Source organism: Breznakibacter xylanolyticus (genome assembly GCF_003254275.1).
Taxonomy (GTDB): Bacteria; Bacteroidota; Bacteroidia; order Bacteroidales; family Marinilabiliaceae; genus Breznakibacter; species Breznakibacter xylanolyticus.
Window position 1 is genome coordinate 47,836 of record NZ_QKZK01000009.1, and the last position, 10,558, is coordinate 58,393.

Genomic DNA, 10,558 nt, shown 5'->3' on the forward strand with positions numbered 1-10,558 from the left:
TGAGCAGCACCAGGGCGTCGATGCGGTCGGCCAGGGCGCGGAAGGCCTTGTCGAGTTGCGGGCGCACCTGTTTCATGCGCAGGTTGGTTTTTTCGGAAGTTTCAGTCTAGCTATTTTTTCTTCTTTTTACAGTCGATTAAGACAAGGGAATAATGCCGAGAATAACAACAAAGCCCCCTGATTCGATATGAACGAGGGGGCTTTAATATTATTGAGGGTGGAATTTTATCGTTTTATCATCAGATGTAACGTTTCATTTCCAATTTTAGCGACATAGGTTCCCTGTGGCAAATGGTTTACTGTAATGGTTTTTGATTCGCTAACGATGGGTGTTTGCATCATCAGGGTGCCAGTCATGGCGTAGATGGAGAGCATTTGCCCCTCGGCATGGTTGATGGTGATGAACGAGGTGGCAGGATTGGGAAAGAGGGTGAGGCGTGGTGGGGTTGCCTCATCCACGTTGCTTGCCACACCCCATTGGGCATACAGCACCACATTCGCTTCGGTGCCTGATGCAATGGTGGTCACTTTTTCGTTATTGGCATTGTACCAGCCCATAAAGGTGTAACCTGGGCGGGTGGCATCGCTAAAGGTGGCAACTCCGGCGTCTTTGTGATATGCAATGGGGTTGCTTGGTGTATTTTCACCATCTCTTAATTCATAAAAAATGGGGTATGCACCGGGAATGTTGTAGCTGATATCTAAATTACTGACGTTATCGCCACCATTGTACGAAGCACTGTTTTCGTCCATCCATCCATAACTGTTTAAATTGGGATGAGCAGGGAGTGCATATGAAGTGAGGTTGTTGTAATAGAAAGCATATCTGCCAATTGATAAAACACTATTGGGAATGGTTACCGATGACAGCGCATTTTGACAAAACGCCCAAATGCCAATTGAGGTGACACTGTTAGGGATGGTGACCGAGGTAAGGGCGTTATGTGAAAATGTGAAATCTTTAATTGAGGTAATGCTGGTGGGGATGGTGACCGAAGTGAGGAGGTTGTCTTCAAATGCACTCTTTCCAATTGAAGTCACACTGTTGGGGATGGTGACCGAAGTTAGTGCATTGTTGAAAAAAGCATTGTCATCAATAACGGTCACACTGTTGGGGATGGTCAATGAAGTAAGTTTATTGCTCGCCAATGCAGATTTGCCAATGTAGGTGATGTGGTTGGGAAGATTGATAGAGGTTAGGGCATTGTCGCCAAAAGCCCATTCTTCAATGGTGGTAATGTTATCGGGAAGGGTCACCGAGGCAATTGTTTGATTGAATGCAAACGCATATTCCCCAATGGTGGTTACACTATTGGGCAGAGTCACGGTACCAATTTTATTGGCTGCAAACGCCCATTCTTCAATAGAGGTTAGTTTGCTGGGGAAAGTCACCGATTCGATGGCATTTTCTGTAAATGCATAGCTTTTAATGGTCGTGACATCGGATGGAATAAAGTCGATGGTTTTAGAAGTCCCGCCATACGATATGATGGTGGAGAGGTCATCACTGCCGTCGTTGTTTCTTGCATAAACAAGGCCATTAAAGGCATTGCCGTTTTTTTGGGCGAGTAAATTGTGATTAAATGCACCTCGCCCTATTGAAATGACACTATTGGAGATGTTGAGAGTCGTTAGGGAGTTGTTGGCAAATGCATAACCACCAATCGATGTGACATTGTTGGGAATGGTTATCGTTGTCAATGCGTTTTTCTCAAATGCATTATCACCAATGGTAGTTACATTGGCAGGGATGACAACCGACGTAAGTGCATTGTCATAAAATGCCAATTGGCCAATGGTGGTCACATTGTCGGGGATAAAGTCAATCGATTTGACGGCTCCTCCATAGGATGCGATGGTGGTTTTGTTGTCACTGCCGTCACTGTTTCGGGCATAAATAAAGCCGTCAGAAGTTTGGCCATTGACTTGATTGATGACATTGTTATTGAAAGCCCCACCGCCAATTGAGGTGACACTGACTGGGATGGTGATAGATGATAGCTTGTTGTTGGCAAAAGCTCTTTCGCCAATTGCAGTCACACTACCAGGGATGGTGATTGAGGTAAGGGCGTTGTTGTTAAACGTATTGTTCCCAATTGTAGTGATCCCCTCGGGGATGACTATAGAGGTGAAAGCATGGTTGTTAAATGCCGAATTGCTAATTGTTATTACTTCAACGTCTTTACCTCCAACATAAAAACTGGCGGGAATTTCAATCTCTTTCTCTGCTATATTTTTACAACCATAAATCGAGCCGGTCGTTTCGTCAAAATAGACATCATTCAGCGTCAGCGTGTAGCTGCCCGCTTTGGCCGAAAAGCCCAGTGTCAAAAACAGCACCACAAGGGTGGTGAGGGGAGTAAAAATTTTCATCATCATGTTGGGTATTAGAAGTAATCAATTCTGATTTATCAGTAACGCTCAAATGTAATATAAATATAATTGTTGCTCTTCGTTTTGTGAGGGCAACTTTGGCTGATTTGGGATGGTGGAATTTTACTGCGTGTTAATGATCCTTCATCTCGGTTTGGAATTGTTGGAGGATTAACGTTGTGAACGTTAGTAACCCTCAACTGTTTTTCTTTTGTTTATAGCGATATTGTTTAGGGTGTAAGCTTCAGGCATGTCCGAGCTGTCTGTTTATGGTGTGGCGATCAAGCTCGTGGGTCGTTTATTTGTTCCGGCACGATTGTACCATTTGTGTCAGTTGTGCCCAAGGGCTGTTTATCCTTTCAGGTGCCATGCCACCAAAGTGGCAGTGGCGGGGTACAAAAAAACCTTTCCGGCGTGGGCCGAAAAGGTTTTGCATCCTGAACATCAATGGGGTGTGGCATCAGCGCGCGGGGGGAGCCGGAGGGGTGGTCTCGGAGGCCTGCACGCGACCCAGATGCTGTTGCATGGTGAGGTCGTACTTTTCGACCAGCGTGTTGATTTGATTCACCAGCGCTTGATAGGCCGAGGGGCCGTTGAGCAGCACCAGGGCGTCGATGCGGTCGGCCAGGGCGCGGAAGGCCTTGTCGAGTTGCGGGCGCACCTGTTTCATGCGCAGGTTGGTTTTTTCGCTGTCCTCAAACTCGCGATCGTCCTTGAGCGCTGTAAAGGCGCGGTTGTCGGCATCCAGCTTGTCCACCCACTCGGTGAGGTTAAGCAGAGCCACATCGGGGGCACTTTTGCCACGCATCTCGGTCACAATGTTGTTGATGTCGATGGTTTCGGTGTTGTAGTCCTTTTTTGTCACGTTGCCTTTGGTTTGCAAAAATGTCCACAGGCGTTGGGCGGCCAGCGCTTTTTCGGGGTCAAAGTGCATCAGGTTGCTTTTCACCGACATTTCAAATCCATTCTCGGTGATGTCGCGCGTTTGGTCGGCGGTGGCCAGGCGCTGGGTGTAGGTGCTTTTGAGCATGAGCTGGATGGCTTCGTTTTCCAGCGGCAGCAAATTGCTGTAATGCAACGCGGCGGTTTCGAGGTTGAGCGCCTTGGTGTCGTGTTTCCCGAGCACTTTATTCACATCGCTGTGGAAGTGAAAATGGGGCTCGTTTTTCAGATTTTCCATTCGTAATCGTTTTACTTTCGTCATAAAAAAAGAATTAAAGAAAAGATCATTTGGTATGGCATCATGATCGGTTGGTTTTGAGCATCCATACCTGCTCTTTGCATATTTAGTGATTGATGTCAGTTATCATTTATGTTGCCCGGGTGCCGCATTTCTGCGGTAGCCAATCTACACCTGTTGGCGGGCTGTCGCAAACCGGCGGCAATGTTTCAACATCTGTTACTTCCTTGCCGACACTTGTCGGCAGGGCGCCAACATTAGTTACTCGGTTGCCGCTACTTGTCGGCAGGGCGCCAACATGTGCTGCTCGGTTGCCGCAAAAAAATATGGGTCAGCAACTATGGTTAGCGGCGGTCTTTCCTCACTTTCAATTCTTCAATCCCACTTTTGACCGGGTTGTAAAAAAATGTTGATTCGAAATAAGCAAAATATTTTGATAATCCGAGCGGGTGACCCGATATTTTTTGGCATTTTTACAGTTCATTTTTTCAAACCCTTATGATGACTGATATGCAGACGATGATTGAAAGCCGGCTCAAACGCCCGCTCATTGAGCAGGAGCTGGTTTACAGCGAAATGATGTTTCCCGATTGGAGCTATATTGAGTTGGGCGATTTGTTCGACACCCCCGATTTTCGCGATCAGGTGGTGAAAGTCACCCTGTCCGACGGCCGGCTGGTGTATGTGATGACCGACGAAAACGGCATGCTGCCTTTTCCCGACGAGTCGCAGTTTACCGGGGCGGTGCTCATGTCGGAGCAGGGCAATGAGGTGACCTGGGGGCTGTCCGTTGACGATGAAACGACCCAAGAGGCCTGTTGCCGCATTCTCAACGACCAAGGCATTGAGGTGTATTCGCCCGGACGTTTTCCCGGCTGGGAGGTCAAGCCGTTGTTGCATCCGCAAACCCATCGGTTGCTGCCCAACACGGTGGTGAAGTATCGCCTGATTGACGATGACGAGGTGTGCGTGCAGTCCGACGAGCACGGCCTGGCACCCACGCCCCCCGCCCATGACATCGACCGGATGGAGGTGGTGGATGCCCATGAGGTGAAGCGAACCCACGAGCAGGCTACTTTTATTGTAGGCATCTTCATCGTGGTGGCGTTGTTTGCGCTGATGTATCAGTGCCATTGATCACACATCCGCGCTAGCGAAGAATAACACAATGTTTAACTTTAAAATAATTTCAAAATGGCTGTAACAGAACATTTAAATTTGGTAGAAACTTATCTGACTAAACTGGTCGATTTGGCTTTTGAATTTGGCCCACGCCTCATTGGTGCCCTCATTGTGCTGGTGGTGGGGCTATGGGTGGCCAACATGCTCACGCGCGGCATGGGCAAACTGCTTGAGCGGCGGCATGTGGATGCCTCACTCATTCCTTTCCTGAAAAGCCTCACCGGCACCATTATCAAAGTGTTGGTGGTCATTAGCGTGATGGGCATGGTGGGCATTCAAATGACTTCGTTCATTGCCATCCTGGGGGCGGCCGGTTTGGCTGTGGGTATGGCGCTGTCGGGCACGTTGCAGAACTTTGCCGGCGGGGTCATCATCCTCATCTTTCGCCCCTTTAACGTGGGCGACTTTATTGAGGCGCAAGGATATTTGGGGTCGGTGAAGGAGATTACCATCTTTACCACCCTGCTCAACACGGCCGACAAAAAAGTGGTCATCATCCCCAACGGGCCGTTGTCAACGGGGTCGCTCATCAATTATTCGCGCGAGCCGCTGCGCCGCGTCGATTTCAAATTTGGCATTGCTTATGGCGATGACATGGAGAATTTTAAACGCGCCATGAACGATTTTATCGCCGAAGACGTGCGCATTCTGACCGATCCCGAGCCTTTTATTGGCCTGGTGGAGTTGGGCGGCAGCTCGGTGAATTTTGCCGTGCGCGTGTGGGTGAACGGTCCCGACTATTGGGATGTGTTCTTTTTGATGAACGAAAAGGTGTACAAACGCTTTAAGGATTACGACCTCAACATCCCCTTTCCGCAAATGGATGTGCACGTGCGCAACGTGAAAGCTTAAGCCTTAAGGAGCCTCCCTCGCTGGCGCTGATTTGTCATCAGTGCCGTTTTATGTTTGAGCACGGATCACAGATCCGCGCTAGCGAAGGGGGCTTTACCCGGTTTCTTACCCGGCGTTATGAGCCAGGTGTTTCACCACTTTGGCTTCGATAAAAAAGATCACTTCCTCGGCGATGTTTTTGGTGAGGTCGCCAATGCGTTCCAGCTTTTTGATGGTGGAGAAGAGGAAGAGGAGGTTTTTCACGTCCTGCGGATATTCTTTAAGGAGCAGCACCATGGCGTTGGCCGATTGAATGTTGATGTCGTTTAGCAGCAAATCCTTTCCGGGAATGCCGTGCGCCTTGGCGGGCGACTCCTCCTCAAAGGCATCTATGGCATCATCGAGCATGATGAGGGCCGTGCATTTCATCTCCTCAAAGCGGATGGCCTCCTTGGCCTTGGGAGGGATGGCGCCGTTCATCTCTACCACGTAACGGGCAATGCCGTCGGCGTTGTCGGCAATACGCTCCAGGGTCGAAATGATGTTGTAGCCGGCCATCACAAAACGCAGGTCGGCGGCCACGGGGTTGTGCAGCGCCAGAATGTTTTCGCAGTCGGCATCGAGCTTCAGCTCATAAGCGTTGATGCGGCGCTCGTTGGCCACCACTTCCATGGCCAGTTCCTTATTGCCCGTGTCGAAGGCCTCGCAGGCCTTCTCGAGCTGGTTGCTCACCAATAGCATCATTTCAATGATGTTTTGGCGTAGTATTTTAAGTTCTTTTTCGAGTTGTTTCATTGCTTTCGTTTTTTTAGCGGCAAAGGTATAGAGTGGCAAAGTGCCTGAGAAATGAGGATCAAGATGCAAGATGTGAGACACAAGTATCAAGACTTTAACGGACTCACTCACTCTTGCACTCTCTTACTTTCCTGCTTTCCTGCTTTCCTGCTTTGCCGCTTTGCTACTTTGCCGCTTTGCTACTTTTCTACTTTGTTCCTTTCTTCATCACCCAAATCGCCCCGTGACATAGTTCTGGGTCTGCGTTTTTTGCGGATGGGTAAACATGCTTTTGGTGTCGGAATATTCCACCAGGTCGCCCATGTAAAAAAAGGCGCAGTTGTCGCTCACGCGCGATGCCTGCTGCATGTTGTGGGTGACAATGACAATGGTGTATTCCTTTTTGAGTTCCACCATCAGGTCTTCAATTTTGGCCGAGGCAATGGGGTCGAGGGCCGAGGTGGGTTCATCCATCAAAATCACGTCGGGCTGCACGGCCAGCGTGCGGGCAATGCACAGGCGCTGCTGCTGTCCGCCCGAGAGCGACAGGGCGCTCTTTTTGAGGTCGTGCTTCACTTCGTCCCACAGGGCCGACTGGCGCAGGGCGCGTTCCACCGCCTCGTCGAGGGTGCTTTTTTTGTTGATGCCCTGTATTTTGAGGCCGTACACCACGTTGTCGTAAATCGACTTGGGAAAGGGATTGGGCTTTTGAAACACCATGCCCACCAGCTTGCGCAGCTCTTCGGTGGCCACATCTTTGTCGTAAATGTTTTTGTCGCCCAGCAGCACCTGCCCGCTCATGTGAAACGTGTCGATGTAGTCGTTCATGCGGTTAAACAGGCGCAGGTAGGTGGACTTGCCACAACCCGACGGGCCAATGAGCGCCGTAATGGCGTTGCTTTCGATGCCCATGTTGATGTTTTTGAGCACGTGGTGGTCGCCATAGTAAACGTTCAGGTCGGTGGTGTGCAGCTTAAAGGTGCTTTGCGGTTTGACGCGGGCATCATAGGCCGAGGCGGCTTCGCTGGCACGGTACACGGGCGCATCCAGCTTGACGCGGGGCGTGCCGTGGGTATCAATTAAAAATTCGGTTGTCATCATTTGAGGTTTTTTTGCCATCGGTTTCGTAAATAAATTGCAATCCCGTTCATGATAAAGGTGATGAGCAGCAACACAATGATGGCCGCTGCGGCATTGGTCAGGAAGGCGGCCTGAGGGCGCGAGGTCCAGTTGAAGATTTGCATGGGCAACACCGTGAACTGATCCATGGGGCCCGAGGGTACAAAGGGCACGTATGCCAGTGCGCCAATGACAATGAGGGGGGCTGTTTCGCCCACCGCGCGCGACAGCGACAGGATGGTGCCCGTGAGGATACCTCCCGAGGCGGCCGGCAACACTTGCCATTTAATGGTTTGCCACTTGGTGGCGCCCAGTCCGTAGGAGGCTTCGCGCAGCGTTGAGGGCACGGCCTTGATGGCTTCGCGGGTGGCCACAATGATGATGGGCAGGATGAGCAGCGCCAGGGTAAAGGCACCGGCCAGCAGGCTCTCGCCAAAGCCCATCAGTCGTCCAAACACTTCGAGCCCCAAAATGCCATAGATGATCGATGGCACGCCGGCCAGGTTGGCAATGTTCACTTCCAGCAGGTGGTTCATGCGGCTCTCTTTGGCGTACTCTTCAAAGTACACGCCGGCGGCCACGCCCAGCGGCAGTGAAATGATGGCCGTGAGCGCCAATATCCAGGCCGAACCGGCCCAGGCGGGCAAAATACCGGCCTTTTCGGCCTTGCGCGAGGGCAGGCTGGTGAGAAAATCCCAGTCGATGCGCCCGATGCCGTCGATGGCAATGTCGATGATGAAATAGGCCAGCACAATGAGGCCGATAAAGGTGGCGGCCACCCCCAGATATTTAAAGGTCTGGTCGATGAGGTGGTTGCGCCGGGCCGTGTGGCTCCGTTGGGTGAGATCGGTCACACGCGTGCGCGGCGCCGGTATGAGGGTGTCTGTGGCGTTATTCATAATTCTCTCTGAATCGTTTTTTCAGCCAAAAGCTGATGGTGTTCAGCGCAAAGGTGAAGACAAACAGGGTGATGCCTGCGGCAAAGATGGTGCGGTACTCTACCGACCCGTGCGCCACATCGCCCAGGCTCACCTGCACAATGTAGGTGGTGATGGTTTCGATGGCCACGGTGGGGTCGAAGGTGAGACGCGGTTGCTGACCGGCGGCGATGGCCACAATCATGGTTTCGCCAATGGCCCGCGAAATGGCCAGTATCACCGACACCACGATGCCCGAAAAGGCTGCCGGCATAATCACCTTAAAGGAGGTCTGAAAGCGGGTGGCGCCCATGCCAAAGGAGGCTTCGCGCAGCGAGCGCGGCACGGCCTGCATGGCATCTTCGCTCATGGATGAGATGAGGGGGATGATCATGATGCCCATCACAATGCCTGCCGACAGCGAGTTGAAGCCCGACAGTCCGGGTATGATGGCCTGCAGGGCCGGCGTCACCGTCATCAGGGCAAAGTAACCGTACACCACCGTGGGCACGGCGGCCAGAATATCCAGCATGGGCTTCACGCTCTTGCGAAAGCCCGGCCGTGCGTATTCCGACAGGTACACGGCAATGGTGAGCCCCACCGGCAAGGCCACTGCGATGGCAATGGCCGTGGTGAGCAGTGTGCCCGTCAGCAGGGGCATGATGCCAAAGTGCTTGCTCTCGAACAGGGGCGTCCACCGTGTTTCGGTAAAAAACTCCACAATCGACACCTCCTCAAAGAAGATGAACGACTCGCTCAGCAGCACCCAAAGGATGCCGATGGTGGTGAGGATGGTGAGGGAGGCGCTCAGCTTGAGACCGCCCTCGATGAACCGTTCGGTGATTTTTTTTGACATGGCGTGTCGTCTAAAAGACAAAAGAAGCCTCCACGGGTGTCGGGGCTTCTTTTGGTCGGTTCAGTTATCGGGTAAATGTGCCAAATTCTTCTTTGGCCTTGGTGTACAGTTCGGCCGGAAGCGACACATAACCCACGTCCTTCGAAATAGACCCTGCTTTGTCGATGTAAAAGTTCACGAAGCCCTTCACCTCGGGGCGCTGGGCGGCTGCCTTGCTCACGTAGATGAAGACGGGACGGGAAAGGGGGGTATACGAACTGTTAGAAACCGATTCAAACGATGGAATGACCACCCCTTTCCCGTTGTCCACGCCAATGACTTTGAGCTTGCTCATATTTTCTTCGTAGTAGGCCAGTCCGAAAAATCCCAGTGAGTATTTGTCGGTGGCAATGCCTTGTACCAGCACGTTATCGTCGGAGCTGTTGGTGAAGTCGCCACGGCTCTTGCCGCTTTCGCCCACCACGGCTTCGGTAAAGTAATCGTAGGTGCCCGATGCGGCATCAGGGCCGTACAGGTTGATGCGTTCGTTGGGCCACTTGGGGCGAATGTCGCTCCATTTCATGATTTTGCCTTCGGCCGATGGTTCCCAAATCTTTTTAAGTTCTTCCACGGTGAAGTAATCTACCCAGTCGTTCTGGGGGTTGACCACCACGGCCAGGCCGTCGTAGGCGATCATCAGCGACACGTATTCAATGTTGTTGCCTCTGCAGGCTTCGGCTTCCGACGTTTTGATGGGGCGCGAGGCGTCGTTGATGTCGGTTTCGCCTCGGCTGAATTTCTTAAACCCGCCGCCGGTGCCCGACACGCCCACGGTCACTTTTACGTTGGGTGCCACCACACGGTACTCTTCGGCAATGGCTTCGGTGATGGGATACACGGTACTTGAACCGTCAATTTTCACGTTGCCGGTCAGTGCGGCATCATTGTTTTTCGAGGTCTGGCCACCGCAAGCGGCCAACAGCATCAGCGATGCACCTAGTAAAATCTGTTTTGCTTCCATGTTTGAATATTTATGTTTTTGGTTTCTATTCACAACACAAAGCTAAGCCTCCCCCGTGCCTTGGGCGTTACGGGTGTGTTACCAAACCGTCACCTCTGTGTGATGGAATTGTTAAGGGAATATTAAGGGGAGGAGTGGAGGAGTGGAGAAGTGGAGGAGTTTAAGAGTGGAGGAGACATATCAATGACTACATTATTATCTCCCTCTCAAAAAAACTCTGAGTCACCGTGCCTACTATATAACTCTTTTACCGAGTGGCACTGAGGCTTCTTCTCCTCACTGGTTCTCATCTTATCTCACTGCAACTCAGCGTTATTTCTTAGTTC

Annotated in this window: 10 protein-coding genes; 3 read left to right on the plus strand and 7 right to left on the minus strand. The window is 51.5% G+C overall.

Features of this window, described 5'->3' with window-relative positions; all coding sequences use genetic code 11:
- Positions 1-181: hypothetical protein (locus tag LX69_RS17735; protein WP_170124276.1), on the plus strand; the 181-nt coding region annotated here is incomplete at its 5' end.
- 44 nt (positions 182-225) lie between these two features.
- Here LX69_RS17735 and LX69_RS07035 read toward each other — a convergent pair.
- Together LX69_RS07035 and LX69_RS07040 are read right to left on the minus strand one after the other, a co-directional pair.
- A complete protein-coding gene (locus tag LX69_RS07035) occupies positions 226-2,376 on the minus strand; it encodes a leucine-rich repeat protein (protein ID WP_170124277.1) in 2,151 nt (716 codons plus the stop codon).
- Positions 2,377-2,833: 457 nt separating this feature from the next.
- On the minus strand, positions 2,834-3,553 hold the full coding sequence (locus LX69_RS07040; protein WP_111445115.1) for a DUF6261 family protein: 720 nt from the start codon (positions 3,551-3,553) through the stop codon (positions 2,834-2,836).
- A gap of 501 nt (positions 3,554-4,054) precedes the next feature.
- Between LX69_RS07040 and LX69_RS07045 the strand changes: the two genes are divergently transcribed.
- Positions 4,055-4,690, plus strand: a complete 636-nt coding sequence (locus tag LX69_RS07045) for a hypothetical protein (protein ID WP_146260663.1) — start codon at positions 4,055-4,057, stop codon at positions 4,688-4,690.
- 57 nt (positions 4,691-4,747) lie between these two features.
- A complete protein-coding gene (locus LX69_RS07050) occupies positions 4,748-5,587 on the plus strand; it encodes a mechanosensitive ion channel family protein (protein WP_111445117.1) in 840 nt (279 codons plus the stop codon).
- A gap of 105 nt (positions 5,588-5,692) precedes the next feature.
- On the opposite strand, the gene phoU is transcribed toward LX69_RS07050, so the two are convergent.
- The 5 genes from phoU to LX69_RS07075 all read right to left on the minus strand — a co-directional run bounded on the left by phoU (position 5,693) and on the right by LX69_RS07075 (position 10,232).
- Positions 5,693-6,361, minus strand: coding sequence for a phosphate signaling complex protein PhoU (gene phoU, locus LX69_RS07055; protein WP_111445118.1), 669 nt, complete (start codon positions 6,359-6,361; stop codon positions 5,693-5,695).
- A gap of 207 nt (positions 6,362-6,568) precedes the next feature.
- Positions 6,569-7,441 (minus strand): phosphate ABC transporter ATP-binding protein PstB, encoded by an 873-nt coding sequence (gene pstB, locus LX69_RS07060; protein WP_245934962.1) that lies wholly within the window; start codon positions 7,439-7,441, stop codon positions 6,569-6,571.
- Positions 7,438-8,358, minus strand: coding sequence for a phosphate ABC transporter permease PstA (pstA, locus tag LX69_RS07065; protein ID WP_111445119.1), 921 nt, complete (start codon positions 8,356-8,358; stop codon positions 7,438-7,440). Before pstA ends, pstB begins: the two co-directional genes overlap by 4 nt.
- Complete coding sequence (gene pstC / locus LX69_RS07070; RefSeq protein ID WP_111445120.1) at positions 8,351-9,232, minus strand: phosphate ABC transporter permease subunit PstC; 882 nt, start codon at positions 9,230-9,232, stop codon at positions 8,351-8,353. The genes pstA and pstC overlap by 8 nt, the downstream gene beginning before the upstream one ends.
- Before the next feature lie 64 nt (positions 9,233-9,296).
- Positions 9,297-10,232: a PstS family phosphate ABC transporter substrate-binding protein gene (locus LX69_RS07075; RefSeq protein WP_111445121.1), complete on the minus strand. Its 936-nt coding sequence runs from the start codon at positions 10,230-10,232 to the stop codon at positions 9,297-9,299.
- Positions 10,233-10,558 lie beyond the last annotated feature (326 nt).